Raw genomic sequence first — 26,354 nt, 5'->3', positions numbered from 1 at the left:
ATGCCAACCAACAAAATCGCTATAGAAAACAAAGAACAAGACCTGCACGCTAAATTTCACCTACAGCACCCAAAATCTCGCTTTGCTTTAAACGTCGATCTCACGTTGCCAGACAGTGGCGTCACCGCTATTTTCGGGCAATCAGGCTCAGGAAAAACCACCCTATTGCGCTGTATTGCCGGATTAGAGAAAGCGCAACAAGGGTATTTTGTGATGAAGGGGGAAACATGGCAAAACGATAATTTTTTCCTACCGACACACAAACGGCCATTAGGCTATGTCTTCCAGGAACCCAGCCTTTTCACCCATTTAACCGCAAAAGGCAATTTAGATTACGCCATTAAACGCAGCGGTATTCCCTTACCAACTGGTTTATATGACCAAGTCATCGACTTAATGGGCATTGAATCCATACTAAAGAATAATTCACAGCAACTGTCTGGCGGTGAAAAACAACGTGTTGCTATCGCGCGTGCCTTATTGATTCAACCCAAATTATTACTGATGGATGAGCCCTTAGCCTCACTGGATAATGCAAGAAAACAAGAGATTTTACCGTACCTAGAAAAGCTGAAGTCCACGCTCAACACGCCCATTTTGTATGTCAGTCACTCAGTCGAAGAAGTGATGCGCCTAGCGGATCATGTTGTACTGATGGAAGATGGCGAAGTCGCCACTCAAGGACAGGTAGAAGAGGTTTTCTCACAACTAACATCACCATTGCTGTTTAATAATAACACTGGCGTCATCTGGCAAGGCCAGATTGTCGAACAAGATGAGAAATGGCACTTATCAAAAGTATCTTGTGCTGGCAGTGACTTATGGATTCGTAACAACGGCGACAGTCTTGGACAGCAGGTTCGAGTCAGAATACTCGCCACCGATGTGAGTCTAACGCTTACGCGTCATGAAGATTCCAGCATATTGAATCGACTGTCCGTCACCGTGCTAGATATTGTTGCCGACAAAGACCCTGCCATGGCGTTAGTCCGCTTACAGACAGAGCAAAACACGCTTATTGCAAGATTGACCTATCGATCCGTTGATCACCTAGCCTTGGTAGCAGGAAAGACGCTCTGGGCGCAAATTAAAAGCGTGGCACTGGTCAGATAATCGAACCTGCGTCACTCATCTTTCAGTAGAATAACGCTTGGCGCTTTGAACAAGGCACAGGCTGCTTGCCCTACTTCCAGCTCTAGCTCTATTGCGCTTATATTCGTGATAACAGCAGACACAGACTTACCACCGCCAATGTCTAATGTCACATCCGTATTCACCGCACCTGGCAACAAACGAGAAATCGTACCGACCAACTTATTACGAGCGCTGGTGACCACCTTGGTATTCGTGCTTAAAATCACTGAGGATGCCTTAATCAAAGCCACCACATCGCTGTTCTTCTCTAACCCAAGCTGCTCAACGCTTTCCTGAGTGATCATCGCAATAATGGATTGATCAGTGCCAATATCCAGCTCAACCTCAGTATTCACAGCCCCAAGAATAATATTGCTAACCGTGCCTCTAAATTGATTTCTTGCACTGGTTCTCACACTCTCACTCCTCATAAAACTCGCCACATCGTTCAGGTTATGCAGTTTATCGCCTAAGCGTTCAATGAATTTTCGATGCTCATCCTGCAAGGCTTGGAAGCCTGAAATCACCCTATGGCCCAACTCGGTTAACAACGTTCCGCCACCTTGCGCACCACCCGTAGAGCGAACTACCAAAGGCTGAGCCGACATATTATTCATCGCATCAATACGATCCCAAGCGGTTTTATAACTGATCCCCACCTGCTTTGCCGCTTTAGAAATCGAACCACACGCATCAATTGCCGCCAGCAACTCAATCTGCGCCGACGCAAAAGGTTTATGCTGCTCGGTTAATAGGAAAACCTCCCCCTTTAACCCAGCCAATGCTGTTTTCTTATCCGTCATAAACACCTGTGTGCTAATCGCATCTAAAATCTTACTAACCAGTTTATATTAAAGACAATTTTAATACCCATGGTATTAAAAAACATCATCAGATAAACCAACGAGAAGAAGTAACAAACTTAATGTCGAGAAAGCATTAATGACATATCAGTCGATATGAAAGTGAGGGTAATGGCTTACACAATTTAGTGTAGGCCATCTATTAGAACACCAAAAAATCGTAGGCAATAAAAAAGCCCCGATACGTCAGTTTTCACTAACTTATCGGGGCTTATTTTATATGGTGGGCCTGCCCCGACTTGAACGGGGGACCTGCCGATTATGAGTCGGATGCTCTAACCAACTGAGCTACAGGCCCTAAAAGCGTTGCAGATTATAGCGATATGCTTGCCTTTTGCCAAGAAGTCGATGCAATTTATGTGTAATAAATTTTCGAAAGTGGTTGATAAACAGGCTGTTTTTCAATCAACCACTTGCCTAGCCCTTTTGTTTTCTGCCTTTTCGCGCTTTCGATTTATCGCTACAAGCAAATTTAAACTCGTTCAAAAGCGTACTTTATTTCGGTATAGGTCACTTTGGTCTTAATCGCTTCTAAGGCAATTAGGTGCAGTAGCTGTTCACGAGTAGTACAAGCATCGGGCAAGATGCTGACTTGATAAGGGTCGGCGGCACCTGAAATGGCGGTATGCGTTACGCAGTTTTGCGTCATCATGCCACAGAAAACCAAGCGGTCGACTTCCAGTTCTTCTAGCAGTTGCGTTAGATTTGTCTCTTGAAATGCATCGGCGTGTGTTTTTGTTACGATAGGCGCATCTGGTGCGGCATCTAAGATAGCTTGGTGTAATTTCACCCCTTCGCTGCCTTCAGCAAATAACGGTGATTCGCTTGCAGCCACATGTTGCACAAGGATCACAGCTGCATCTTGCTCTTTCGCGGCTTGAATAGCGTTAAGTATTTCTTTTAGGGCTTCATCGGCATTCCATAGAGGAAAGCTACCATTAGCGAAGTAGTCGTTTTGTGGATCAATCACTAATAATGCGGTGCGGCTCATTGTTGGCTCCTATTCTGTTGTTTACAAAGACTGTATCAAGAATACTAGAATCGCAAAACGATGGATTCCATTACAGTGTCAAATTTGACATATTAGAAGGCTAAAATGACAAACAGGATAAATCCTTGAAACACTATCAAATCGCTGTGCTTGCTTATCCTCATTCTCTTTTGTCAGCTGTTTATGGTTTTGCAGAAACATTCGAGCTAGCTAATGAAGCCTGTAAAGAATCAGATTTAGAAGTTCGTATCACTACGCATATTTTAAACGAGGCAGATCTACAGAAAGACTTAGGCACGCAATCGCACTATCACGCAGTCTTGTTGCCCCCTAGCTTAAATAAAGCCAGTTATGGCGAAATGAATATCGACATCAATGATTTTTTAATCGCACAGCATCAACAAGGCGCCATACTTTGCAGTGCCTGCGCTGGCGCGTTCTTTTTGGCTTACACTGGCCTCACAGATAAACGCCAATTGACGACGCACTGGGCACTAGAAACGTTATTCAAGGAACGCTTTCCGAAACAAGCAATAGATACGTCTAAGATTTTGATCAATCAAGGCGATATCATTAGCGCTGGCGGCATGATGTCTTGGATGGATCTGGCGCTGGAATTAGTACAAGCTCTCACCAATGCTCATATCGTTCGTCAGCTAGGCAAAACCTTGGTAATTGATACAGGCAACAGAGAACAGCGCTATTATCAGCAGTTTCAGCCAAATTTCGATCACGGCGACGGCGCGATTCTGACCGTTCAGCATCACCTACAAGGGCATTTTGCCAAACGGCAACGCATCGAAAGTATGGCCGCTTTGGCAAAGCTCACACCAAGAACTTTTTTAAGACGCTTTTCAAAATGCACAGAACTCAACCCAAATGAATATCTGCAGCGCGTTCGTATTCAGGCTGCTTGCGATACGTTGGAGCAAACAACATTGCCATTCGAAAGTATTGCGCTGCAAGTGGGTTATGAAGATGTGGGAAGTTGCCGTAAAGCTTTTCAGAAGATAATGGGGTTAACACCCAGTGCGTTTCGTCAGCGTTTTGTATCGTCAATATCTGGCTAATTAAGCGGTTAGCTAAAAAAAGCAAAACCAAAAAGAGTTTTGCTTTGCTCTCAATCGCTACTATTCAGTGGAGATAATTCTATCGACACAACTCAATCAACGATAAACAGCGTTGCGCCTTCAGAGGTTGATGAACGGTGCGGCTCGGCATCATCTGCTACCTGATAACTCATGCCCGCAGATAATACAAAAGTACGACCGTCTTTTAATACTGTTTTCAGCTCGCCACTCATGCAAAAAAGAATGTGACCTTTGGTACACCAATGATCCGCTAAATACCCAGCAGAGTAGGTCACAATTCTAACGCGAATATCGCCGAACTGCTTGGTCTGCCAATAGGCAAAACCGCTTTCACCTTTGTGGGTCGTTTTTTCGACACCTTGCCAATCTGTTACGCCAAAGGGTAAATCTGTAATCTTCATAACGACGCCTTAAAATCCTTCTACTAACAAGAACAATGCCGCTCTATTTCAGCGGCATAACATGAGAAGTAGTAAGCGTTAGCAGACGAGTAAGGTCAAGTACTATATTGAATGTTTAAGCGATCTCTATTTGGTAACAAAATGTCTCTGCCGAACCATGAGAAATTCGGTATTCTAAAGGCGTTTTGTCATAGCCATAAGCCACTCGTTCAATAACAGCAACAGGACTATTTTCCACCGTGTTCAAAGCCATAGCAATGCTCGTGCTGGCAGAGGCTATCGTTAAGGTTTCTTTCGCCGAAGCGATAAGCTGCCCACATTGTTGCTCATAAAATGGGTATAGCAAATTACCAAACTCAGACAATTCTAAATCGATCAAACTAGTGAATAATGACGCAGGCAGCCAAATCTCTTCCGTTAATACCACGCGGGCTTCCAATAAACGCAAACGTTCGAGACAAATCGCCTTGTCATTAACATTTATTTTTAAGGCATCAGCGGCTTGCTGTGGTGGATTTTTGAAGGTTCTGGACAGCAGTTGACTTTCGGGCATAACAAAACGCCCATCGGAAGACATTTGACGGAAAAAGCGAAACAAAGAGGCATTAAAATCAGGACGACGCACAAAAGTGCCACGACCTTGACTACGATAAAGCAAGCCATCGTTAACTAGGGTATCTACCGCTTTACGAATAGTACCGATAGCCACTTCATAGTTTTTTGTTAGTTCACTTTCCGTTGGAATTGGCACATCCGGTAACCAAGCTCCTGAACTAATATTGTCTAGCAATTCATCACGTACCTGTTGATACAGCGGCAATCTATGATCCCGCCCATGCTTAAACAGCGCCATTTTCTTCTCTCTTTAGTAAATTACACCATTCTAATCCCAGCGTAGCGAAGCGTCTATGATTGTTGACTTAATATTCATATAAACATATATTCATCTATATGAATTACATAAGTATACATTTATCCTTACACCAATAAATTTAACAACATGCAGGTAAAGGTTTTTTAATGATTTCCGACACCAATCTGCCAGTAACAGGCATCGACACACATGCGCATATTTTTCGCACTGATTTGCCTATGACTGCTGAACGCAGGTACGCGCCAGACTATAATGCGCTGCCTGAAGACTTCTTAACGCATTTAGCAGGTCATCGTATTTCTCATGGCGTGTTGGTCCAGCCTAGTTTTTTAGGCACTGACAACAGTTTTATGGTGCGAGCATTACGTCAACACCCTGAAAAGCTAAAAGGCATTGCTGTTGTTGATTCCACTATTAGCGATAGTGAATTGGATGCGTTAGACGCTAATGGAGTGGTTGGTATTCGCCTCAACTTAATTAAAAAGCCGTTAGAGAATTACACATCTCTCCTTTGGCAAACCTTCTTAAGCAAATTGGCGCAACGTAAATGGGTCGTGGAGATCCAGCGCGAAATCGACGATTTGGCGACTTTTTTACCAGCTATTCTAGAGTCCGGCGTCGAAGTGATCATTGATCATTTTGCTCGTACAGATGGAGGAATAGATCCATCCAACCCAGCTCACCAAGACTTTTTAGACTTATTAAGCAGTGGCGCACCAATATGGACAAAAGTGTCGGCGGCCTACCGCTGCAATGCCGACATAGAACAAGCAAAAGAAATGCTAGCAATCCTGCGTTCAGCCTATGGTCATTCAGACTACTTTTTATGGGGCAGTGATTGGCCAAACACACAATTTGAAGCGCAGACAAATTACAAAGAACAATACGATTTTATGGAAGATTTACTGCCCAGCATGGATGAGCGGAATAAAGTACTGGTTACTAACCCAAGCAAACTATTTAAGTTTTAACCGCCAACCAAATAAGAACAGTAAAAGAGAAGCATAAAAATGAGTCTACTTGTTGTTGGAGCAATCCTACTATCCATCATCCTTGGTTATAAAACCCGAATTAATATCGGACTTTTTGCCATTGCCTTTGCCTATTTAATTGGTAGTTTTGCGCTTGGACTAAGTCCTAACGACATCATTAAAATGTGGCCGCTGAAGATCTTCTTCATCATTTTCTCTGTGTCCTTGTTTTACAGTTTTGCCATTATTAATGGCACGTTAGAAAAGCTAGCCGAGCATCTTATGTATCGTTGCCGCCGCTTTCCTCACTTGTTGCCGTACGCAATTTATATTACGACAACTATCGTTTCTGCGCTTGGAGCAGGCTACTACACAGTTTTAGCTTTTATGGCGCCTATCACGCTATTACTTTGCCAACGGACAGGCATGAGCATGGTAATTGGTTCTATGTCGGTTGGTTACGGCGCATTAACTGGCGCGAATTTCATGTCTAGCCAAAGCGGCATTATCTTCCGCGGTATCATGGCCAGCGCTGGTGTTACCGAAAACCAAGCCTTCATAAACTCTATTGGCATCTTCTTAAGCACCGCGGTTATTCCGTTAATTGTGATTACCGCATTGGTGTTCTTCACTAAGCACCGTGCTAATGTCGCCAAAAATGACTTCCAAGTAGAACGCCCTACGCCATTCAATAAAGAGCAATCACAAACCTTTATACTCACTCTTATCATGATGGGCTTAGTACTACTTGCACCCATTTCGCATCTTCTATTGCCTGATAATGAGACGATTAACTTTATTAATTCCAAGATGAACATAGGCCTAATCGCCAGCGTGTTCTCTGTTATCGCATTATTATTGAAACTTGGAGACGAGCGTAAAGCCATTGCCTCTGTGCCTTGGTCAACGCTTATTATGATCTGTGGCGTAGGTATGTTGATCTCGGTAGCGATAAAAGCCGGTACAATCAATGACCTTGCCTCTTGGATTGGTACTTCAATCCCAGCCGCTTTGGTGCCCGTTGTATTCGGTATTGTTGCTGCTTTCATGTCCCTTTTTGCCAGTACATTGGGCGTGGTTACGCCAGCGCTTTTCCCAATCGTACCGTCAATTGCACAAAGTCTGTCATTGGATCCGATGATGCTATTCATCTGTATCGTAGTCGGTGCTCAGGCCACAGCCATATCGCCTTTCTCTTCTGGAGGAAGTTTGATTCTAGGCGCTTGCCCAACAGAAGAAAGTCGAACGAAACTGTTCCCTCAACTTCTGTTCCGCGCTGCCCCACTGGGTTTTGCTGCGGCCCTACTCTTTAATTTGCTAATCACTTTTATGCTTTAGTAACGGATAACCTCTTTGGGCGTATGCATCACTGTGATGCTGCGCCTTTTTTTACATATATGGAGATACCCTCATGACTCTTTCTTTGCGCACTCGGATACTGAGTGTCAGCATTCTTGCTGTTGTTATCACAACGGCATATCTAGTCACAGAAACGACCCTTTCTCTGACGCAGCAAATGCGCGATTCATTAGTTAAAGATGTTCGTCATTTCTCAAAAGCCTATGGCGATAACACAAGCGAGTGGCTGAACAGCCGAAAAGTCATTGCGGCTTCGCTTGCTAACACGCTAGAACGAGCACCTGAGCAATCACCTTACATCGCGATTAAACAAGCGTATGACAGTGGTAAATTTGCCTTAACCTATTACGGTAATAATGATGGCAAAATGTATCGTCAAGACCCAGCGTTAGACGCGAAACGTCCGGGTTACGACCCTCGCCAAAAGAGCTGGTATCAAGAAGCAATGAGCATTGGCCAACCAAGTATTCTTGGCCCAAATCTAAGCTCTACGACCAAAGAATTGGTGATCATCTTAACGAATCCCGTCACAAAGAATGGCCAAAACTTTGGTACGGTCGGCGCAAATCTAAGTTTGGATCAATTGTCTAAACAGGTTGCTGAGCTTGAGATTCCAGGTTCTGGCTCTGCCATGATGGTCGCATCCAACAACGACATTATTGCCCATGCTGACAAAGACATGGTAATGAAAAAAGCCGAATCTATTTCCTCTATTTTCGCACCTCGTGCGCTGTCCAAACTTGCAAAAGAAGATAGGCTAGCCGAAGAAACATTAAATGACCGAGAGGTATTTGCTTACGCTCAGAATATCCCTAATACAGATTGGACATTAGTCTTCACCATGGACAAAAGTGAACTAATGGCGCCTGTTTATAAAGTATTGGTTCGTCAGATCATCACTGCATTGGTCCTTCTCGTAGCATTTAGCTGTTTCTTATATTGGTTATTCAAAGTGATATTTAGTGACTTAACGCGCGTCTCTAAAGCCCTACAAGATATATCTAAAGGCAAAGGCGATTTACGCGCTCGTATAGAAGTAAAACGTGACGATGAAATTGGTGTATTAGCACAAGGCTTTAATGACTTTGTGGGTCACATGCATGGTGTGGTTGAACGCTTAAAAGTACTTTCTAAAGACGTCGCAAACGAAGCTCAAAATGTGTCGAACTCATCGACTCAAAGCGCCTCTCGTGTTACCACTCAACAGCAAGAAATCGACATGGTCGCTTCTGCTGTTACTGAAATGGCGGCTGCAACTCACGAAATCGCAGGCAACGCCGAGCAAACAGCCAAAGCCGCTGGTCACTCTGTTGAACTCGGCCAAAAAGGCAGTGCACAAGTACAAAAAAGTCGTAACTCGACTCACCAACTTGCCAATGAAGTGAGCCTTGCTACTGGACAAATTTCTGAATTAGATAATCACGCTCAACAAATTAGTGGCATTCTATCGACCATTACAGGCATCGCAGAGCAAACCAACCTGCTAGCTCTTAATGCCGCGATTGAAGCCGCTCGTGCCGGCGAACATGGCCGAGGCTTTGCTGTAGTTGCAGATGAAGTGCGTACGCTTTCTCAACGTACTCACGCTTCGACCGAAGAAATTCAAAAAATGATTGAGCTGCTACAAGAGCAAACATCAAAAGCGGTTACTTCAATGCAAAACAGCAGCGCCAAAGCACAAACCAGTGTTGCGGATGCTGATGCAGCGACAGAGAGCCTAGAAGAAATTGCCAATGCCATCATCAGTATTTCAGACATGGCGACGCAAATTGCTACCGCTGCAGAAGAACAAACAGCGGTGACCAATGAAATCAGCCAAAACAGCGAGACCATTCGCCAAGTGGCTGCCGATTTAGCCATTGAAAGTAAAACGGGTGTAGAACAATCAAAACGACTTAACCAACTTGCCAAGCAAGTAGACAGCGAAGTCGGCCAGTTCCAGATCTAAGCTTGTAACACTAAAAATTGAATCTTATTTCAACCAAAGCCCCGCAAGGGGCTTTTTTAAATAGTCCGCCTCCCCCATGAGCTATGCTTAGGGTAGGCTAAACAAAGAGGCGAACCATCATGTTTAAAATTAAAGTCATTGGAATCATAACAGCAACGCCCAACTACTTATGTCGATACAAGGTGTGGAGACATTAACTGCAGCGCACAGTGATTATCTGATCTTCCAAACATGAAAAGTATAAAAATAGACAACCTCATTATCGAATATATTATTTGCAATAACGAGGCAGACCATAAATGTTTGTAGAAGATTCACGCCCTCAATGATTTGCTTAGTAATACGCTGCGCCGCTCGGCTTTTTCTTATTCATGTTTTTTATTCAAAGTGTGATAACTATTGCATAAATCTAAGTCAGCCATTGCCACATTAGACTCCAAAGAACTCTAACACTGGCATCTGAGTTTGACCTGAGTATGCATTTAAGCAGCTTACAAGGAAAATCCTCATGCAGTTACTTTAAGTGCGTTTAAAACAAATAAAGTAACTAGATAAGGACCTTAACTTAAAGTCTACACCAACCCTCTTTCTGCCAAGGACACAGGCGAACCATCACCGACGACAAAGTGATCGAGCAATCGCACATCGACGAGGTCTAATGCACGTTTGATTTTATCGGTAATACTGATATCCGCTTGGCTCGGTTCGGCCACACCACTTGGATGGTTATGGGCGAGGATTACCGCTGCAGCGTTGTATTGCAGAGCCGCTTTAACAACTTCACGAGGATAAACCGCAGCCGCATCGATGGTGCCCATAAAAAGCTCTTGATAGCGAATTAATCTGTGTTGCGTATCCAAGAAAAGCACGGCAAAGACTTCTCGCGGAGAGTGACGTAGCTGGGAAGAAAGGTAAGTTCGGACGTGTTCCGCGCTGGTAAACACGGTTTCGCGCATTAGCTGCTCTTGCAGATGGCGCTTAGACATTTCCAGTACAGCTTGCAGTTGAGTATATTTTGCATCCCCTAAGCCAAACCCTTGGCAAAACTCTTCACGGCTCGCCGACATTAAGGAACGTAGTCCACCAAACTGAGACAATACTTGCCGAGCCAGCTCAACAGCACTCATTCCTTGGGTTCCGGTGCGAAGAAAAATAGCTAACAGTTCAGAGTCACTTAAGGCGCCGGCGCCTTGGTGAATTAGTTTCTCACGTGGCCTTTCCTGCTCTGGCCAATGCTTAATACTCATGATCTACTCCTTGATACATGATAATCTTGCTCATATTTAGACATGCAAATAGCAAAGCGGTGATGTAAAACAACCGCAAAAGGCTTCCTGCCTTATTTGTAACCTTATCTATCACAGATCGAATTGAGAAGTTTTTTATGTCAAATCTCGCTCAAAAACGCATTTTATTAGGCATTACAGGCGGCATCGCAGCCTATAAAAGCATAGAGTTAATTCGCTTATTGACCAAGGCTGGTGCTGAGGTGCAAGTTGTATTAACCGACGGTGCAAAAGCTTTTGTGACCGAGATGACACTGCAAGCCATTTCGGGCCACCCAGTACGCAGCACTTTATTAGACCCCAATGCGGAAGCGGGAATGGGGCATATAGAGCTAGCAAAATGGGCTAATTTAATCGTCATTGCACCCGCCTCTGCCGACTTTATGGCCCGTTATGCTCAAGGCATGGCAAACGACTTATTAAGTACCTTGTGCATCGCCACAGAGTCGCCGGTTTTGCTTGCCCCTGCGATGAACCAAGCCATGTGGCGACACCCGGCGACACAAGCCAATGCGTACTTGCTCAATGAGCGAGGCGTTTTAAACATTGGGCCCGCTGATGGCGCGCAAGCTTGTGGAGATATTGGACCTGGGCGAATGAGTGAACCGAGCGATATATTCAATGCTGTTATTATGCATTTCCAAGGCTCGTCTATAGAACAAGATCTAACTGGCCAGCATTGGGTGATTACCGCAGGCCCGACGATGGAAGCCATCGACCCAGTTCGTTTTATCAGCAATCACAGCTCAGGCAAGATGGGTTATGCTCTTGCCGCTGCGGCGATTGCTCGTGGCGCGAAAGTCACACTAATCAGTGGTCCAGTACAAATATCCACACCTGCTAATGCAAATATTATCAATGTAAAAAGCGCTGATGAAATGTTAGCGGCTTGCCAGCAAAGCATGAGCGCTCAAGCGGATGTGTTCATTGGGGCCGCTGCCGTGGCTGACTTTAAAATGAAAGCTGCCAGCAACCAAAAAATGAAAAAGCAGTCCGACACAGAAGAAGTGACTCTGACGCTAGTTAAAAACCCAGACATCATCGCCACACTTGCCCAACACAAGCGCGCAAAAACCATAGTGGGCTTTGCCGCTGAAACGCAAAATGTGATCGAATACGCGAAAAGCAAACTAGAACGAAAAGGCTTGGATATTATTGTCGCCAATGATGTCTCGCGCAGCGACATTGGTTTTAACCAAGATGAAAACCAAGTCACAGTGATTACCAAAGACAAAACTTGGTCACCTGACAAAGCCGCAAAAAGCGAACTAGCAAACCAACTCGTTGAGTTTATTCATCAACATATTAAGTCTTCGTCTTAACAGCATTAATACATTAAGAGCAAAAGAGAAAATAACCATGAAACAAGCGATTCAATTAAAAATCCTGAGCGACAAAATCGGCAAAGAGATTCCATTACCAACTTATGCGACAGAAGGTTCTGCTGGTTTGGATTTGCGCGCTTGCCTTGATCAGGCAATCGACCTTGCACCAGGTGAAACAACACTGCTACCAACTGGCTTGTCTATTTATATCCAAGATCCGAATCTAGCGGCGACCATTCTGCCACGCTCTGGATTAGGCCATAAACATGGCATCGTATTGGGCAATTTGGTTGGTTTAATCGATTCTGATTACCAAGGCGAGCTAATGGTGTCTTGTTGGAACCGCGGCAATACAACATTCACGATCGAGCCGGGTGAGCGTGTTGCTCAGCTTGTTTTATTACCTGTTGTTCAAGCCGAATTTAATATTGTTACTGAATTCGAATGCACCGAACGCGGCGAAGGTGGCTTTGGTCACACAGGCACAAAATAAGCAAAAAACACTCAAAAAAGGTGAGATTAATTCACCTTTTTTGAGTTCGTTACCACATTCATTCACCCTTCCACCATCACACAAACAAAATTAACTTTCATAAGTCTAAACTTCGTCAGTTTCCTACAAATTTCTATAGTTAATCCTTCAGGATCACGCTATTATTTCAAACCTAAGTGGTTGCTTACACTCGTTGTCGGCCTTAGCTGTCAACGTTCTGCCATACTTAGTAAGTATATTCTCTCGTTGATAGAACAATACACCTATCAAGTTTGTATCTTTTTTTGTGCGACCCATTTTTATTTACAGGAGTACATAATCCGTGGCTTTTTCTCGTGAATCTGCTTTAGATGTTGCTAAGGTTTTAAGCGAATCGCTTCCTTACATTCAGCGCTTTGCTGGCAAAACGCTGGTTATTAAATACGGCGGCAATGCCATGACAGATGAAAATCTACAAGCTGGGTTTGCACGAGATATCGTTTTAATGAAAGCCATTGGTATTAACCCTATCGTAGTCCACGGTGGCGGCCCACAAATTGGTGACATGCTGGCTAAGCTGAACATCGAATCAAAATTCATCAATGGCATGCGTGTAACCGATACCGCCACCATGGATGTGGTTGAGATGGTGCTAGGTGGTCAGGTTAACAAAGAAATCGTTAATTTAATTTGTGAAGCTGGCGGTAAAGCCATTGGTATCACAGGTAAAGACAGCCGCTTTATTAAAGCGAAGAAGCTTTTCGTTAAACACCAAGCGGAAGGCATGACCACACCGGAACAAGTGGATATTGGCCACGTTGGCGAAGTTGCCAGCGTCGACACCAGCTTCCTGAAATTCTTTGAGAATAGCGATTTGATCCCTGTTATCGCTCCAATTGGCGTGGATGATGAAGGCAACTCTTACAACATCAATGCTGATCTTGTTGCTGGTAAAGTCGCGGAAGCTGTTGGTGCAGAAAAACTCATGTTGCTGACAAACATTTCAGGCGTACAAGACAAGCAAGGTAATGTGTTAACTGGGCTAAGCACAGCGCAAGTCGACGCATTAATTGCGGACGGCACTATTTATGGCGGCATGTTACCTAAAATTAGCTGCGCACTATCTGCGGTGAATGCCGGCGTCACAAGCGCTCATATTATTGATGGTCGCGTACCGCACGCTACTTTATTAGAAATTTTCACCGACACAGGCGTTGGTACATTAATTTCAAACACCAAGGTTGGTGAATAAAAGCTTTCGCTTTTGTTGGTACTATCACTTAAAGATACTGGCAATTAACAAAACTGGATACGAACAATGAGCAATAAGAAAAACGATCGTCGCACTCAGATATTGCAAGCCCTTGCTCAGATGCTAGAAAGTAGCCCAGGAGCACGTATCACTACGGCGGCTTTGGCGAAGCAAGTTGGTGTATCAGAAGCAGCGTTGTATCGTCATTTTCCCAGTAAAGCTAAGATGTTTGAAGGTTTGATCGAATTTATTGAGGAAAGCCTCTTCACTCGAATCAACCGCATTGCCCAAGAAGAAAGCAACGTGATTACTCGAATTGAGATGATCGTTACTCTGGTATTAGGGTTTGCTGAGCAAAACCCAGGTATGTGCCGTTTGCTAACGGCTGATGCCTTGGCTGGCGAAACAGAGCGTTTGCGGGTTCGTATTACCCAAGTATTTGATCGCATAGAAACTCAGCTAAAACAAGTCATTCGTGAAGCTGACTTAAAACAGGGCTTACGACCAGCAATGGGCGTTGCACCTTGCGCAAACTTTCTTATTGCTATCATTGAAGGAAAAATACGCCATTACGTTCGTAGCGAATTTAAGGTGAAGCCAATGGAAATTTGGCCAGAGCAATGGGCAACATTGGCACAAAACTTGATGCTAAATCGCTAAGGTTTGAGGAGAAACCTCAAACCTTAGTTTTTGTATTAGCATTAAATGCCGTATTGAAGACGATATGCTTTAACGGCATTAAGATGTTTCGCAAATTCAGGAGAATCCTGTTCTGCCAAATACGTCATGATGTCATTTAAAGATACGATACTAATAACAGGCATACCGAAGTCACGTTCGACTTCTTGGATAGCAGACAGTTCACCTTGGCCTCGTTCTTGACGATCCAAGGCGATAAGAACACCAGCCGGAAGGGCGTTGGCTTGTTTAATAATAGCCATCACTTCTCGAATGGCGGTCCCTGCAGTAATAACGTCATCGATAATCATGACGTTACCCGCTAAAGGAGCCCCTACTAGAGAACCACCTTCACCGTGAGTTTTTGCTTCTTTACGGTTGAAAACGTATGGTGTGTCTACATTATGATGGTCATAAAGCGCAACTGCGGTTGTTGTTGCTAAGGGAATGCCTTTATAAGCAGGACCAAATAAAACATCAAATGGAACATTTGCTTCCATTAATGAGGTTGCGTAAAAGCGTCCCAATTTTGCTAATGCTTGGCCAGAACTAAATAGGCCTGCGTTAAAAAAGTAAGGACTTACGCGACCTGATTTAAGCGTAAATTCGCCAAAACGCAGCACATTTTGCTCGATAGCGAATTCGATAAAGTCTCTTTGGTAAGGTTTCATGCCGACTCCAGAAAGATAATAAATAGTACACAACAAAGCGCCGCCGAGAACGAGCGAAGCCATGCCAACATTGGATAGGCGCTAATATAACACACGGCTAGGAATTGTAGGGACCAGAAATGAAGGTCATCAGCCTTAATGTAAACGGTATAAGACAAGCAGCAGAACGCGGCTTTTTTGAATGGATGGTTCGTCAGGACCCAGATGTTGTGTGTCTGCAAGACATACAGGCAGATGAACGCACGTTAAATGACAGTGTATTTTTCCCACCTGGATACAATACATACTTCTTTGACTCCATGGAAAATCCTGAGCAAGCAGGCGTCGCTATCTATTGCAAAACCATGCCTAAAGCCATTATGACAGGCATGGGATTCCCTGAATGCGACTTCGAAGGTCGTTTTATTCAAGCAGATTTCGATAAAGTAAGCATTGGCGCATTCTTGACTCCTCACGGCTCAAACCATGAGGAAGCATTACAAGAACATAAATACCGTTTTATGGAAGGTTTTAAAAACCATCTGATTAAAACTCGACGCAAGCGTCGTGAATTTATTTTCTGCGGTACCGCCAATGTTGCACGTTCACCGATTGATGTGAGCAGCTGGTTCGTCAACCAGCGTAACTCTGGCTTTCTGCCAGAAGAGCGCAAATGGATAAATGAGATTTTCAATGAGCTGGAATACATTGATGCTTTCCGTCAAGTAAACAAGCAAGACAAGCAATATACTTGGTGGCCAGATTATGAACGCGCTTGGAAACTGGATGAAGGCGGTCGTTTAGATTATCAAATCACCACGCCCGGCATCAAAAACCTGATTCAAGGCGGCACGATTTACAAAGGCCAACGTTTTTCAGATCACGCGCCCTTGATCATGGAATACAATATTGATTAAGCCTTGCCTCATTTGTTGAGAGAGCACTGCTCTTTCGCTGGAATGGAAAATCAAAAACAAAAAAGCCCGCTAGACATGACGTTTAATATTTAAACAGTCAATGTCGGCGGGCTTTTTATATTAGGAAGCTTTCTCTTAAATAAGGCGTCTATTCGTCCACCAGAGGCTTGCTCTTCACTTTTAACTTGAGCTGATGGATTCCACCAACCGGAATGCTATAAGCATCGCTAAGGGCATTACCAGCCTCGACACACACGAAACGGCGATAATCATCGTCTTCCATATCTGTACGCTGTTTAGCTATTTCGGCACCGGGATTCCATAACACGGTACTGTTACTGCCTTCTGTGCTAATCACCAGTCTTCTTTGTAGCCCTGTATCGAAGATGCTGCATTTTTCTGGTGCAGAGGTATACACTCTATCCATGTAATCACAAGGAGTCACAACACCTTGCTGTAACTTCTGGTTAGCATTATCAAACTTATCAACATAGCTCACTTGATCTAAGCCGTGAACTTCGGCCGTTTGATTATCTGATACATTAAAATAAGTATGCAGAGCTTCGCTGATTGGCATCGGTTTATCCGACAAATTAGCGGCCGAGAAATTCACTCGAAAACCCTTATCAGAAAAACGGAAAACTTGTCGTAACTCAAAAGCAAATGGCCACATTTCTTCAATTAATGGATGATCTTCAGAAGCCAAGCGAATGACGATTTTCACATCACCATTTTTAAAACGCCCCGCCTCAATAAATTCCCAACGAAAATAACGAGCAAGACCATGCGCTGGGAAATCTGGCTGCGTCTCATTGGCGCCAAACCAAGGCCAACAAACAGGAACACCAAAGTGTCGACGACCAAAACGGCCTTCACCACCAAGATTGGTAGATTGAAATAATAGGTCCTCTTGACCAGCAGGAATAAAGCTCTCCAAATGCCCGCCCCACAAGGCAATAACCGCACTAAAGCCTGGTTGCTCTATGACGATTTCATCGCATTTTCTTAAGCTTGCTGGGCGTATTTCACCACCCAACTCTTCCAACTCTTGCATCAGTCGGCCATTCATCAATAACTCCATTAAGTAATTTTGTACGCCCATATTAACTTTAGACGCCATGATTACAATAGTTTGAGCTTATACTGACAATACAACAAAGCAGATAACCTTATTATGCATCAATAAAGACTTAACCTGATCGCACTTTTACGCTATAAAACACAGCAACTTAGGGCGAGTTTTCCTTAATTGTTAACGTACACTACTTTCATTTTAAAAGGTCATATATTTTTTATGAATCAACATAACGAACTCAAAATGGTCATTGGTTGCGAGGAGTGGTGCGCATTTCCTTCTATTAATATCCCAGCGATCAAAGCTCGAGTTGATTCTGGTGCAAAAACATCATCCATTCATGCGATTAACATTGTACGTTTTGCGCGAGGCGATGAAAGTTGGGTTAGCTTTGAAGTTCATCCTCTACAAAAAAATCGTAAGGTAACCGTTCACTGCGAAGCTCAGCTTGTTGATCAAAGAATTATTAAAAGCTCGAGCGGAGACAAAGAAAGCCGCCCTGTCATTCGCGTACCTCTGACTATTGGCGGTAAAACATGGGAAGCGGAAGTCACGCTGACCAATAGAGACACCATGGGCTATCGAATGCTACTTGGACGCGAAGCCATGATTGGGCGCGCTCTGATCGACCCTGAAGGCCTATGTTTACAGGGTGAGAAACAAGAGGAAACCTTGGTAGAGCTATACAAAATACCCTCCAAGCAGACAGTGAAAAAGAAATAGCAGAAAAACGCCCTCCTTTCTCAGCGAGTACAAAGGAAAGCGCTTGGGTTATTTTTCCAGCGCTTAGATTAGCGCACCCTATTTAGATAGAGCTTGGCTCAGGCGGCGTAGTTTGTGGTTAGCGGCCGATAATGCCATTTTATTGGTTGCGATATCTGTGACATCATAGACCACCAAACATATATTCTTGATTGACCCATCAGGGCTAGTGATCGGACGTATCGCTACGTTCTGAAACATCTTATTCGCAATCCCCGTAATAGGGCGATAACTCTTGAACGGGAAAAAGTGCGGTCGTTGCTCCCAAGATACAAAAATCGGCGTTTTCAAACCAAAAACATTATCCAACTTCTGGTGTAGCCATCCCGTATCTAACTCTGGGTAAAGCGTAAGCAATGATTGCTCTTTAGCTATCGACGAACTCACACCACTATGGTTTTCCATGAAGTTGTTCCATAGCTTTACTCGATATTTCGAGTCCAAAACGACAAGCCCAACATCAATATGATGAAGCATATCAAACATCCAGTGGAGATCTGCCATCCCATCTGCTTCATTACTCATTCGTCTTCCTCAACCAAAAATGACAATAGGTTTTCTAATGTCGGCACAGAGTCTTCAGTGAAAAGCATAATCAAGTCACAACTAATTTGATAGTTTTCCACTTCATAGACAATTTCAACCGCTAACGTTCTTTTCCACGTTGCTTTCTTTTCGTTGATCAAGTCTGCAATTTTAACATGCTGGCCCAATAGCAGCGGATGACTATGGCTAAAGTCGATATTAAGCTGCTTACCAATGGCGGCCATGAATGGCCCCACTAAGACCGAAGATACATCCATCAAGAGTTCTGTTTCCAACTCTCTGGTGATGGTATCTGTTACACCTAATAGTTTCGCCATATCAGGAAAACTAGAATCACTAAAAATAAGCAAGGTTTCAAATGCGATACCAGAGCCGACAAAACCTTGCGATACAGCAGAACAACTGTCGTTTTTGACACTGTAATCCAATGCCATCTGCAATTCACTTACTTCCAAAATGTTCACGGTAGGCACTGGTAGCTTAACAAATACATTTAGCATTTCTGCCAATACACTTGCAGCACGCCCCATCGCAATATTCGAAATTTCTTGTAAACACTCGTTCAGAGTAAACTGCTCAGCCGCTGTCGGCTGTTCAACAACTTTAGCCTGCTGATCAACAACACCAGCAGAAAAAAGCCCCAGAGAAATCAATAGACTGCGCAGCTCTTCAGCCGATGCAGGTTTTTTATGGAAGGCTATTGCCCCCATTTCTTTAACTCGCTGTATTGCTTTTGGCTGCACATCACCGGACACAACAATAACCGCTGGAGTTTGTTCAACCGATTGTAAGGCTTCAAGAGTTTCGTAGCCGTCTTTTACCGGCATATTTAAATCTAAGAATAAAATATCAAAATCTGAGGATGACAATATATCCAGCGCGTCTTGGCCGTCTACTGCAAACTCCACTTCAACATCCCAATCGGTTGGCAATATTCTTGCCAACTGCTTTCGGGCAATTTTGGAATCATCACAAATCAGTACTCGTGTACTCATTACCACTCTCTTTTTGATCGGCGCTACATACCACGTACTATGACACTTAAGACCATGTTTTTAGAAATACAAAAATGTTAAGTCACGTAACCAGAATTAATCAAAACCGTATTTATTATCTAATTTAAAGATAGCACAAACTTCACTTGTCACTTTAAAACGGTAAATTTAAACAAATGATAACAGCGCTCTGGCGACTAAACGCTCATCATACTTATACTGTTTTGCCCCTATCAATGGCGTTCTAATAACCACCACATTTAGACTATTCAATAATTCGCTGTCCAATTCACCATAATTGTATGAATCATCAAGCAATAGATAATCAAGAGCACCAAATGCACCATTGTTATCTGTATCGGCCAAAACAGTAGAAACTAAACGTTTTATGCGCTCCATCAGTGATAAGCCATGTTGTTCTGGGTCTACTCCTAAATTAGGTAAATACACTTTCGGATTAGAGTTTTGGCAAATTGAGCGCCCAACACCTTCAGGCAATAGGTTCGCCAAAAGGCTACTGTAGAAACTCCCCGGTGGGTAACAAATCAAATCTGCGGTTTCTATGGCGTCTTTACGATCATCTGCGATATGGCAATTAGTCGGCACGATATTGCGTAAGCCTTTATTTAACCAAATGCGTTTTATTGGGCTCGACAGCTCATCGGTTTCTTTTCCCGTGATCAAGTGCTGCCCCAAAACGATGTCGCCGTTATCGAGCTCAACCCCCAAATGCAGACTGGCATCCAGTGTGGTTTTCACCTCACCCAACGCCTTAATCAATCGGGAAAACAAAAACACGATAGGGTCTAACTGGTGCTGATTATTTAAATATCCGCCCGCCATGATTAAATTACCAATACTGGCGCCACGTAAATCAAAATCAGCGTGAATTCGGGCCTGAGTCACCGCTAAATGCGTTTGAATCAAGGCTTTCATAGGATTAGGAATACACTCAATTAACGGATGTTCACCCAAAACCAACAATTGCAATTGCTCTCTTAATGCTAATGCTTCTGCCTGTTGAGGAAGACGATGCGTAAACAAGTCATAAACTTCAGGCTGCCCCAATACTGTTTCATCGGCCAACGCCATCAGACGACTGCGCAAATCGCCAACGGCTGGAATATTGAACTCTGCACGTAAACGCGCGGAACTGCCGCCAGAGTCAAAAGGCGTGACTAAATGCACAGAGTGATGTGTGTACTCTTTAAATACTCGGCTGATTTTATTTAACGCCGAGCCACCACTAAAAAACAACACTTTTGGTCCTTGCTCTGGCAAACTCTGATAACGATGAGCACGGACGAGATCAGGCATAATCATACGACGCCAAATACGCATTGAAGTTGTCATACAAAACCTCATCTATAAAACTAATAAAAAAACACCGCTCACCGCTATAGTAGCAAATCAAAAAGCGAAGCGTTGTGACAGTATATTTAAATGAGTGGATATTATCTTCCATTCAGCGCAAATGATAAAATGCCATCTAATAGTACTTTCAACAATAACAAGTATTACTAATAGGAAGCGCCATGGAAACTAAAGCCTCGGGGTCATCTCTTAGCAAAGCATTAAATATGCTAAATCATGTTTGTACGTCTCCAGTACCATTACGTTTTGCAGAGCTAGTTGATCTTTCTGAACTCCCAAAAGCAACCGCACATCGACAATTAAATACCTTACTTGAACACGGTTTAGTGCGCTTTGATGAACACAAACAAGCCTATTATCCGGGTTACGGATTACTTGCCCTTGCTCATCGTACTTGGGCCAATTTGGATATCCGAGACGTGGCAGCAACACCGATGCGAGATTTATGGTCCAGCACACAGGAAACCATTCACCTTGCCGTTTTAGATGGCGCTGATGTTATTTATATCGACAAGCTAGAAAGCCCCAAAAGCTTGCGTCTGTACTCCGCTGTGGGCAAGAAAGGCCCTATCTATTGCACCGGTGTTGGTAAGGCCATGCTGGCATTTATGCCTGCTGACAAACAACCAGCAGTGATCGACGCTCAGGCTTTTTTTAAACATACAGAACACACTCTCACTTCGCCTAATGCGCTAAAAGCCAACCTCGAGCTTATCCGTGAAACCGGCATATCACTCGACTTAGAAGAACATGAGATGGGAATAAAATGCGCAGCTGCGCCTATTTTTAACTCACGCCATGAAGCCGTAGCAGCGATTAGCGTTACCGCTCCAGTTTTTCGTACCAGTGATGATGTTTATGAAAAGATGAAACAGCAAGTCAAACTGGCAGCAAGCACCATATCCAAACGACTTGGCGCTTGCGAGTAAGTAGTCATAACATTTGAGATTTTATAGGGAAAGCGATCATGGCAATGACAGGTTTATTAGCTCTTCTTGATGACATCACCACACTGCTGGACGATGTCGCCGTTTTCTCTAAAGTCGCGGCAAAAAAGACCGCTGGCGTATTAGGTGATGACCTTGCCTTAAACGCCGAGCAAGTGTCTGGCGTCAAAGCCGAACGCGAACTGCCTGTCGTTTGGGCTGTGGCCAAAGGCTCTTTTATCAACAAGCTGATTCTGGTGCCTTTAGCATTGGCCATCAGCGCATTTATACCTTGGTTGATTCAACCTTTATTAATGGCTGGCGGTTTGTATCTGTGTTTTGAAGGTGTGGAAAAAGTGCTCCATGCTTTTAAAGATAACCATGAAGAAAAAGAAACCTTAAGGAAAAACGTCAAGCAAGCAAACTCAGCACAAGAGCTCTTAGCCCTTGAAAAAAGCAAAGTGAAAGGCGCGATTCGAACCGACTTTGTCTTATCAGCAGAAATCATTGTTATCGCGCTAGGCACCGTCGCAGAACAAAGCTTATTAACACAAGCCATGGTGGTGAGTTTGATCGCTTTTATTGTCACCGTCGGTGTGTATTTCTTGGTGGGATTAATTGTGCGCCTTGACGATATAGGACTACACCTCAATCAATCAAAAAACACCTTAATTAAACAACTAGGTTTCGTCATATTGAAAGGCGCGCCAATGCTAATCCGACTGTTAACCATTGTCGGCACCATTGCCATGTTCCTAGTAGGCGGCGGCATTTTTGTTCATGGCTTGCCGACATTGCATCATCTTGCTGACATGGCCGTGTCCGGTGAAATCGCCCAACTCCCATTTATCACGAGCTTGATAAACACCGGTGTTAGCTTTTCTGTTGGCTTAATTCTAGGTGGCCTGGCCGTTGGCATAGCTTCACTTTTTAATAAGATAAAAGAGAGCCAGAAGAAAACCTAAGACACTCAATCAAGCACACGACAAGCAATAAATTAAGCTTGTCGTGCAGACAACACAAACTCCGCCAACTCGGCAAAACCCAAGCCACCCGGTTGCATTGTTTGATAACGAGGACGATGCTGCATAAATTCCAAATGTTCTGCGATATTGGCGACTCCCACACTCAATGGAAAACGCGCAAACATGCTTTCATCATTCGGTGCATCGCCGACATAGAGCACTTGCTCTTGCTGTTGCGCTTCGCTCAGACCATACACGTCACTTAATACTCGCTGCGCCATGGAAAACTTATCATAGCCTTGAGAACACACGTTAATGTGTATTGAGCTTGCCTTAGCGTTTAACCCCATCTCAATCAAAGCGGCCAAGCAAGCATCTTTCTCTTCGACTGCGGCTGGTTTCACATCTTGAGCGTAATCAATCGCAACATCGGTAAGTCGATAAGACTGATCCCTTGCCAAGCGTAAGCGCGGAAATTGCGTTAAAACCTGATTCACCTGAGTCAATATATGCGCTTGTTCAGCACGCATCTCAGACTCTTCACGCCAGAAGGAATACGTAAGATGACGGTCTACTGTTCTGCCAATAAAGCAGGCACCGCCTTCAGTAATCACGCCATCAACAGGGAGCGCTCTGGCAATCATATCCGACCAGCCAGCACAACCACCCGTTACAGGGATCACCTTGATGCCATGCGCTTCCAGTTGCGCTAGTGCTCGTAATGTTTCAACAGGTAACTGACCTTCCCATGTCAGCGTGTCGTCAAAGTCCGTTAAAATAAAACGCAAACCTTGGCATGCACTTTCCTTAATAGAAGAAAGCTCTAAACCAAAATCACCTAACGAAGAAGAAACAGATATCGACATATTCGTCCTAAGAGCAGAGTTTAATTTGAACACCATGAGAGGTGAGTAATTGCGTTTGCGACTCGGTTAGCACATCACTAAATAACCAGTCTATCGCAGCAAAAGGCTGAACTCTCGCCATGGCTTTTCGCCCCCATTTGTGCTGGTCTGCAACCAATAAAGTATGACGACTTTGCTCGACCAAAACACGGCTCACAGCGGCTTCTTCAGGGTCAAAATCCAATATCCCTTGCTCTTCATCCATACCACCACAGCCTAATACGCCGTAATCAAAATAGTATTGGCGCAATCCAAACAAGGTTTCTTCACCTACTAAGTCATGATGCTGATGGCGTAATTTTCCAGCCAAAACACGCACTCTTACCTCAGGGTAATTGCCCAAGATGCTCGCCACCGTTAAGTTGTTGGTAAAGACTTGTAGGTCATGATGAGACACCAAGGCTTTCGCCACATATTCCACTGTGGTGCCAATCCCTAGAAACACTGAGGCACCGTCGGGTATCACCTGAGCAACATTCGCAGCAATCGCCTCTTTCGCATCACTGTTCAAAAACTGGCGATGGTCGAACGGCAAATTTTCCGTACTAGATACTGGTGCAATACCGCCATGTGTACGACGGACAAGATGACGTTCTGCCAGCTGATTAATATCTTTACGTATGGTCTGAGATGAGACATTAAAACGTGCCACCATATCTTCAACCAATAGGGCGTCTTCTTGCTGAACCCAATTTAATATCTGGTTTTGCCTTTCATTTAATCCCACACAACGCCCTTAATTTATTCTGCCAACAGTGATGAGAACTGAGTCGGATCATCGGTAATCACAGCGTCCATTCCCCACTCCCAATGCCGTTCCACTTCCTTTGGGTCATTGGCGGTGTAGCACAGCAATTTATAACCTGCGGCTTTTACCGCTCGCGCCTGAGTTTCAGTCAATCGAGAGTAATCGCAATTCAAACTGTACGCTTTAATAGCCGCAAGCCGTTCTTGCCAGTCGTCAGGAATGTTTTCATATAAAGGAGCGAGGTGACGCTGAGGATCAATCTCGTAACAAAGCTCTAACGCCGCTAAGTTAAAACTGGAAATCATCAGTTTATTGTTGTCTTGCCAATAATCGCGCAACATCGCCATAACAGCAGGCACAATGTTTTCTACATCGGCACTATCGTGTTTAATTTCAAGGTTCAGGCCAAGATTCAACGATTGAATGCATTCCAACGCCTCCAACAAAGTAGGCACTTTCTCACCAGCAAACTTGTCAGAAAACCACGCACCTGCGTCCAGTTGAGCGACCTCGACAGGACGTGCATCACGAGTCACACCCGATCCATTGGTACAGCGATCAAGAGTGTCATCATGAAAAATAACCAACCCACCTTCGGCAATTAAATACACATCAATTTCTACCCAAGTCACCCCTGCTTCAGCAGCAGCTCGGATAGACGCCAAGGTATTTTCAGGTGCCAATAATGCCGCACCACGGTGCCCCATTACTCTGGTATTGAGCACCTTGTCTTTCACAATATAACCGGTAGAAACATTGTCATTTGTCATATCGATCTCACAATCGTTGTTGAGTTTTTGCATCAAATAAGTGCCAATGGGACACTGGTGCCGTTAACCACATAAGGCTATTCACATCTGGCAAATGCGGCCCAGACAAACGCACCACCATAGGCTCGCCATTACCAGATTCGGTCTCTATTTTACCGTGAATTAACGTCTCTGCCCCCAAGGATTCTACCGCTTGGATGCGCAAAGCGAAATCGGCATTGTGTTCATCACTCACTTCCAAATGCTCAGGACGAATTCCCCATACGACGCCACCTCGGTGTTGATGGGACAAAGGTAAAGTTAGCGCCTCTGAGATTTTGATACCTTGCTCAGTAAGATTCGCGTCGATCAAATTCATTGAAGGAGAACCAATAAAGGCCGCCACGAAAGGCGTGGCCGGTTTATTGTATAAATCCATCGGCGTACCAATTTGCTCCGCCTTGCCTTTGTTTAAAACCACCAAGCGATCTGCCAAGGTCATCGCCTCAACTTGATCATGGGTTACATACAAGGTCGTGGTGCCTAATTTACGCTGCAACTGACGAATCTCGACACGCATCTGCACACGTAATTTTGCATCTAGATTAGACAAAGGTTCATCGAACAAAAACACTTTCGGGTCTCGCACCATAGCGCGCCCCATAGCAACACGTTGACGCTGGCCGCCGGATAATTGACGCGGCTTACGCTGTAGTAATTCCGTTAAGCCCAGCATCTGTGCTACATCACTGACCTTTTCAGCAATTTGATCCTTTGGCATACCGCGGTTTTTTAGGCCGTAAGCCATGTTGTCGTACACCGACATATGCGGGTACAAGGCGTAATTCTGAAACACCATGGCGATGTCTCGCTCAGCGGGTTCCTTCTCATTCATGCGCTCGCCACGGATGCGCAGCTCACCAGTGGAAATACTTTCCAGACCTGCCACCATGCGCAGCAAGGTGGATTTACCACAACCAGAAGGGCCGACTAAAACAATAAATTCGCCTTCTTCAATCGTTAAATCGACGCTTGGAATGGCATGATAACCATTAGGGTAAGTCTTACCCACTTTTTCTAAAATAACGTCCGTCATT

General features: G+C 44.2%; 27 protein-coding genes and 1 tRNA gene. 13 read left to right on the top strand and 15 right to left on the bottom strand.

Translation table 11 applies throughout. From position 1 onward, the window contains the following. On the top strand, window positions 1–1,113 hold the full coding sequence (gene modC, locus AC2A4J_RS05950) for a molybdenum ABC transporter ATP-binding protein (protein ID WP_484175307.1): 1,113 nt from the start codon (window positions 1–3) through the stop codon (window positions 1,111–1,113). An 11-nt stretch (window positions 1,114–1,124) separates the two neighbouring features. On the opposite strand, the gene AC2A4J_RS05945 is transcribed toward modC, so the two are convergent. From AC2A4J_RS05945 to AC2A4J_RS05935, 3 genes are all read right to left on the bottom strand, one after another. After that, window positions 1,125–1,937, bottom strand: coding sequence for a TOBE domain-containing protein (locus AC2A4J_RS05945; protein WP_484175306.1), 813 nt, complete (start codon window positions 1,935–1,937; stop codon window positions 1,125–1,127). Window positions 1,938–2,218: 281 nt separating this feature from the next. After that, a tRNA-Ile gene (locus tag AC2A4J_RS05940) sits at window positions 2,219–2,295 on the bottom strand. Window positions 2,296–2,469: 174 nt separating this feature from the next. Beyond that, entirely contained in the window at window positions 2,470–2,988 is a 519-nt protein-coding gene (locus tag AC2A4J_RS05935) for a cysteine hydrolase family protein (protein WP_484175305.1), read from the bottom strand. 125 nt (window positions 2,989–3,113) lie between these two features. Between AC2A4J_RS05935 and AC2A4J_RS05930 the strand changes: the two genes are divergently transcribed. Beyond that, window positions 3,114–4,058 carry a GlxA family transcriptional regulator gene (locus tag AC2A4J_RS05930; RefSeq protein ID WP_484175304.1) on the top strand — a complete coding sequence of 315 codons (945 nt, stop codon included), beginning with the start codon at window positions 3,114–3,116 and terminating at the stop codon, window positions 4,056–4,058. A gap of 92 nt (window positions 4,059–4,150) precedes the next feature. Here AC2A4J_RS05930 and AC2A4J_RS05925 read toward each other — a convergent pair whose 3' ends face one another. Beyond that, window positions 4,151–4,480: a DHCW motif cupin fold protein gene (locus AC2A4J_RS05925; RefSeq protein WP_137169199.1), complete on the bottom strand. Its 330-nt coding sequence runs from the start codon at window positions 4,478–4,480 to the stop codon at window positions 4,151–4,153. A 115-nt stretch (window positions 4,481–4,595) separates the two neighbouring features. Beyond that, window positions 4,596–5,333 carry a GntR family transcriptional regulator gene (locus tag AC2A4J_RS05920; RefSeq protein WP_484175303.1) on the bottom strand — a complete coding sequence of 246 codons (738 nt, stop codon included), beginning with the start codon at window positions 5,331–5,333 and terminating at the stop codon, window positions 4,596–4,598. 167 nt (window positions 5,334–5,500) lie between these two features. Between AC2A4J_RS05920 and AC2A4J_RS05915 the strand changes: the two genes are divergently transcribed. The 3 genes from AC2A4J_RS05915 to AC2A4J_RS05905 all read left to right on the top strand — a co-directional run bounded on the left by AC2A4J_RS05915 (window position 5,501) and on the right by AC2A4J_RS05905 (window position 9,632). Next, on the top strand, window positions 5,501–6,325 hold the full coding sequence (locus AC2A4J_RS05915) for an amidohydrolase family protein (protein ID WP_484175302.1): 825 nt from the start codon (window positions 5,501–5,503) through the stop codon (window positions 6,323–6,325). Window positions 6,326–6,364: 39 nt separating this feature from the next. After that, a complete protein-coding gene (locus tag AC2A4J_RS05910) occupies window positions 6,365–7,663 on the top strand; it encodes an SLC13 family permease (protein WP_484175301.1) in 1,299 nt (432 codons plus the stop codon). A 73-nt stretch (window positions 7,664–7,736) separates the two neighbouring features. Further along, window positions 7,737–9,632, top strand: coding sequence for a methyl-accepting chemotaxis protein (locus AC2A4J_RS05905; RefSeq protein WP_484175300.1), 1,896 nt, complete (start codon window positions 7,737–7,739; stop codon window positions 9,630–9,632). 572 nt (window positions 9,633–10,204) lie between these two features. Here the strand turns inward: AC2A4J_RS05905 and radC are convergent. Beyond that, entirely contained in the window at window positions 10,205–10,879 is a 675-nt protein-coding gene (radC, locus tag AC2A4J_RS05900) for a RadC family protein (protein ID WP_484175299.1), read from the bottom strand. A gap of 137 nt (window positions 10,880–11,016) precedes the next feature. Here radC and coaBC point away from each other — a divergent pair, with 137 nt between their 5' ends. The 4 genes from coaBC to slmA all read left to right on the top strand — a co-directional run bounded on the left by coaBC (window position 11,017) and on the right by slmA (window position 14,627). After that, complete coding sequence (gene coaBC, locus AC2A4J_RS05895; protein WP_484175298.1) at window positions 11,017–12,240, top strand: bifunctional phosphopantothenoylcysteine decarboxylase/phosphopantothenate--cysteine ligase CoaBC; 1,224 nt, start codon at window positions 11,017–11,019, stop codon at window positions 12,238–12,240. Window positions 12,241–12,277: 37 nt separating this feature from the next. Continuing rightward, the gene (gene dut, locus AC2A4J_RS05890) at window positions 12,278–12,736 is read left to right on the top strand and encodes a dUTP diphosphatase (protein WP_484175297.1); all 459 of its coding nucleotides are present in this window, start codon (window positions 12,278–12,280) and stop codon (window positions 12,734–12,736) included. A gap of 322 nt (window positions 12,737–13,058) precedes the next feature. After that, the gene (gene argB, locus AC2A4J_RS05885) at window positions 13,059–13,967 is read left to right on the top strand and encodes an acetylglutamate kinase (RefSeq protein ID WP_255827794.1); all 909 of its coding nucleotides are present in this window, start codon (window positions 13,059–13,061) and stop codon (window positions 13,965–13,967) included. A gap of 66 nt (window positions 13,968–14,033) precedes the next feature. Further along, window positions 14,034–14,627, top strand: a complete 594-nt coding sequence (slmA, locus tag AC2A4J_RS05880; protein WP_484175296.1) for a nucleoid occlusion factor SlmA — start codon at window positions 14,034–14,036, stop codon at window positions 14,625–14,627. A 41-nt stretch (window positions 14,628–14,668) separates the two neighbouring features. Here the strand turns inward: slmA and pyrE are convergent, their stop codons facing one another. Next, window positions 14,669–15,316 carry an orotate phosphoribosyltransferase gene (gene pyrE, locus AC2A4J_RS05875; RefSeq protein WP_484175295.1) on the bottom strand — a complete coding sequence of 216 codons (648 nt, stop codon included), beginning with the start codon at window positions 15,314–15,316 and terminating at the stop codon, window positions 14,669–14,671. A gap of 119 nt (window positions 15,317–15,435) precedes the next feature. Here pyrE and AC2A4J_RS05870 point away from each other — a divergent pair, with 119 nt between their 5' ends. Next, window positions 15,436–16,212: an exodeoxyribonuclease III gene (locus AC2A4J_RS05870; protein WP_011978447.1), complete on the top strand. Its 777-nt coding sequence runs from the start codon at window positions 15,436–15,438 to the stop codon at window positions 16,210–16,212. Window positions 16,213–16,360: 148 nt separating this feature from the next. On the opposite strand, the gene AC2A4J_RS05865 is transcribed toward AC2A4J_RS05870, so the two are convergent. Next, window positions 16,361–17,332, bottom strand: a complete 972-nt coding sequence (locus AC2A4J_RS05865; RefSeq protein ID WP_484175294.1) for a D-hexose-6-phosphate mutarotase — start codon at window positions 17,330–17,332, stop codon at window positions 16,361–16,363. 174 nt (window positions 17,333–17,506) lie between these two features. Between AC2A4J_RS05865 and AC2A4J_RS05860 the strand changes: the two genes are divergently transcribed. Next, complete coding sequence (locus AC2A4J_RS05860) at window positions 17,507–18,010, top strand: ATP-dependent zinc protease family protein (protein ID WP_484175293.1); 504 nt, start codon at window positions 17,507–17,509, stop codon at window positions 18,008–18,010. 78 nt (window positions 18,011–18,088) lie between these two features. Here AC2A4J_RS05860 and AC2A4J_RS05855 read toward each other — a convergent pair whose 3' ends face one another. The 3 genes from AC2A4J_RS05855 to AC2A4J_RS05845 form a co-directional block, all read right to left on the bottom strand. Next, entirely contained in the window at window positions 18,089–18,574 is a 486-nt protein-coding gene (locus AC2A4J_RS05855; protein WP_484175292.1) for a hypothetical protein, read from the bottom strand. Further along, window positions 18,571–19,590, bottom strand: a complete 1,020-nt coding sequence (locus AC2A4J_RS05850; protein WP_484175291.1) for a response regulator — start codon at window positions 19,588–19,590, stop codon at window positions 18,571–18,573. The genes AC2A4J_RS05855 and AC2A4J_RS05850 overlap by 4 nt, the downstream gene beginning before the upstream one ends. Before the next feature lie 168 nt (window positions 19,591–19,758). Beyond that, a complete protein-coding gene (locus AC2A4J_RS05845) occupies window positions 19,759–20,943 on the bottom strand; it encodes a GAK system CofD-like protein (protein WP_484175290.1) in 1,185 nt (394 codons plus the stop codon). A 182-nt stretch (window positions 20,944–21,125) separates the two neighbouring features. On the opposite strand from AC2A4J_RS05845, the gene AC2A4J_RS05840 reads away from it, so the two are divergent. Both AC2A4J_RS05840 and AC2A4J_RS05835 read left to right on the top strand, forming a co-directional pair. Further along, window positions 21,126–21,893, top strand: coding sequence for an IclR family transcriptional regulator (locus tag AC2A4J_RS05840; RefSeq protein WP_484175289.1), 768 nt, complete (start codon window positions 21,126–21,128; stop codon window positions 21,891–21,893). A 38-nt stretch (window positions 21,894–21,931) separates the two neighbouring features. After that, a complete protein-coding gene (locus tag AC2A4J_RS05835; RefSeq protein WP_484175288.1) occupies window positions 21,932–22,855 on the top strand; it encodes a DUF808 domain-containing protein in 924 nt (307 codons plus the stop codon). A 32-nt stretch (window positions 22,856–22,887) separates the two neighbouring features. On the opposite strand, the gene AC2A4J_RS05830 is transcribed toward AC2A4J_RS05835, so the two are convergent. Genes AC2A4J_RS05830 through AC2A4J_RS05815 form a run of 4 tightly spaced genes read right to left on the bottom strand, consistent with a single transcriptional unit; the run spans window position 22,888 to window position 26,353 of the window. Next, window positions 22,888–23,721, bottom strand: coding sequence for an HAD family hydrolase (locus AC2A4J_RS05830; RefSeq protein ID WP_484175287.1), 834 nt, complete (start codon window positions 23,719–23,721; stop codon window positions 22,888–22,890). Window positions 23,722–23,728: 7 nt separating this feature from the next. After that, a complete protein-coding gene (locus AC2A4J_RS05825) occupies window positions 23,729–24,487 on the bottom strand; it encodes a DeoR/GlpR family DNA-binding transcription regulator (RefSeq protein WP_484175286.1) in 759 nt (252 codons plus the stop codon). 14 nt (window positions 24,488–24,501) lie between these two features. Beyond that, a complete protein-coding gene (locus AC2A4J_RS05820) occupies window positions 24,502–25,278 on the bottom strand; it encodes a glycerophosphoryl diester phosphodiesterase (RefSeq protein WP_484175285.1) in 777 nt (258 codons plus the stop codon). Between the two features lie 7 nt (window positions 25,279–25,285). Beyond that, window positions 25,286–26,353, bottom strand: a complete 1,068-nt coding sequence (locus AC2A4J_RS05815) for a sn-glycerol-3-phosphate import ATP-binding protein UgpC (RefSeq protein WP_484175284.1) — start codon at window positions 26,351–26,353, stop codon at window positions 25,286–25,288. Window position 26,354: the final 1 nt, after the last annotated feature.

The organism is Marinomonas sp. ATLA20 (assembly GCF_057180105.1).
The sequence above is the reverse complement of the archived record's forward strand: the minus strand, read 5'-3'. Positions and strand labels throughout refer to the sequence as shown.

Bases quoted from the DNA above. Each gene is read 5' to 3' on its own strand.
- AC2A4J_RS05840 (WP_484175289.1), top strand. From the start codon at position 21,126: ATGGAAACTAAAGCCTCGGGGTCATCTCTTAGCAAAGCATTAAATATG.
- dut (WP_484175297.1), top strand. From the start codon at position 12,278: ATGAAACAAGCGATTCAATTAAAAATCCTGAGCGACAAAATCGGCAAA.
- AC2A4J_RS05835 (WP_484175288.1), top strand. From the start codon at position 21,932: ATGGCAATGACAGGTTTATTAGCTCTTCTTGATGACATCACCACACTG.
- AC2A4J_RS05820 (WP_484175285.1), bottom strand. From the start codon at position 25,278: ATGACAAATGACAATGTTTCTACCGGTTATATTGTGAAAGACAAGGTG.
- AC2A4J_RS05920 (WP_484175303.1), bottom strand. From the start codon at position 5,333: ATGGCGCTGTTTAAGCATGGGCGGGATCATAGATTGCCGCTGTATCAA.
- AC2A4J_RS05855 (WP_484175292.1), bottom strand. From the start codon at position 18,574: ATGAGTAATGAAGCAGATGGGATGGCAGATCTCCACTGGATGTTTGAT.
- AC2A4J_RS05850 (WP_484175291.1), bottom strand. From the start codon at position 19,590: ATGAGTACACGAGTACTGATTTGTGATGATTCCAAAATTGCCCGAAAG.
- AC2A4J_RS05925 (WP_137169199.1), bottom strand. From the start codon at position 4,480: ATGAAGATTACAGATTTACCCTTTGGCGTAACAGATTGGCAAGGTGTC.
- AC2A4J_RS05830 (WP_484175287.1), bottom strand. From the start codon at position 23,721: ATGTCGATATCTGTTTCTTCTTCGTTAGGTGATTTTGGTTTAGAGCTT.
- AC2A4J_RS05870 (WP_011978447.1), top strand. From the start codon at position 15,436: ATGAAGGTCATCAGCCTTAATGTAAACGGTATAAGACAAGCAGCAGAA.
- pyrE (WP_484175295.1), bottom strand. From the start codon at position 15,316: ATGAAACCTTACCAAAGAGACTTTATCGAATTCGCTATCGAGCAAAAT.
- radC (WP_484175299.1), bottom strand. From the start codon at position 10,879: ATGAGTATTAAGCATTGGCCAGAGCAGGAAAGGCCACGTGAGAAACTA.
- AC2A4J_RS05910 (WP_484175301.1), top strand. From the start codon at position 6,365: ATGAGTCTACTTGTTGTTGGAGCAATCCTACTATCCATCATCCTTGGT.
- slmA (WP_484175296.1), top strand. From the start codon at position 14,034: ATGAGCAATAAGAAAAACGATCGTCGCACTCAGATATTGCAAGCCCTT.
- AC2A4J_RS05815 (WP_484175284.1), bottom strand. From the start codon at position 26,353: ATGACGGACGTTATTTTAGAAAAAGTGGGTAAGACTTACCCTAATGGT.
- AC2A4J_RS05945 (WP_484175306.1), bottom strand. From the start codon at position 1,937: ATGACGGATAAGAAAACAGCATTGGCTGGGTTAAAGGGGGAGGTTTTC.
- AC2A4J_RS05905 (WP_484175300.1), top strand. From the start codon at position 7,737: ATGACTCTTTCTTTGCGCACTCGGATACTGAGTGTCAGCATTCTTGCT.
- AC2A4J_RS05915 (WP_484175302.1), top strand. From the start codon at position 5,501: ATGATTTCCGACACCAATCTGCCAGTAACAGGCATCGACACACATGCG.
- AC2A4J_RS05860 (WP_484175293.1), top strand. From the start codon at position 17,507: ATGAATCAACATAACGAACTCAAAATGGTCATTGGTTGCGAGGAGTGG.
- AC2A4J_RS05935 (WP_484175305.1), bottom strand. From the start codon at position 2,988: ATGAGCCGCACCGCATTATTAGTGATTGATCCACAAAACGACTACTTC.
- AC2A4J_RS05865 (WP_484175294.1), bottom strand. From the start codon at position 17,332: ATGGCGTCTAAAGTTAATATGGGCGTACAAAATTACTTAATGGAGTTA.
- modC (WP_484175307.1), top strand. From the start codon at position 1: ATGCCAACCAACAAAATCGCTATAGAAAACAAAGAACAAGACCTGCAC.
- coaBC (WP_484175298.1), top strand. From the start codon at position 11,017: ATGTCAAATCTCGCTCAAAAACGCATTTTATTAGGCATTACAGGCGGC.
- AC2A4J_RS05845 (WP_484175290.1), bottom strand. From the start codon at position 20,943: ATGACAACTTCAATGCGTATTTGGCGTCGTATGATTATGCCTGATCTC.